A 335-nucleotide genomic window follows, 5' to 3' on the forward strand; every position below is an offset into this window, starting at 1 on the left:
GCCCAGGAGGAGCCCGCCCAGGCTCCGGCCCAGCCCGAGCCCGCCGCCGCCCCGGCGGGTGGCGGCTCCGCCGAGGGCACCGACGTGACGCTGCCCGCGCTGGGCGAGTCCGTCACCGAGGGCACCGTCACCCGGTGGCTCAAGCAGGTCGGCGACGAGGTCGAGGCCGACGAGCCGCTGCTGGAGGTCTCCACCGACAAGGTCGACACCGAGATCCCGGCACCGACCTCCGGCACCCTGCTGGAGATCGCCGTGGGCGAGGACGAGACGGCTGAGGTCGGCGCCAAGCTGGCCGTCATCGGTGCGGCCGGTGCCGCTCCCGCCGCCGCGACCCC

At 76.7% G+C, this 335-nt stretch carries 1 protein-coding gene; it reads left to right on the forward strand.

What is annotated here, in order from left to right:
* A partial coding sequence (locus AB8Z75_RS35330; protein WP_369209251.1) for a biotin/lipoyl-containing protein occupies positions 1-335 on the forward strand: 335 nt, incomplete at both ends.

This window comes from Streptomyces sp. PU-14G (genome assembly GCF_041028275.1).
In the GTDB taxonomy this organism is placed as follows: Bacteria; Actinomycetota; Actinomycetes; order Streptomycetales; family Streptomycetaceae; genus Streptomyces.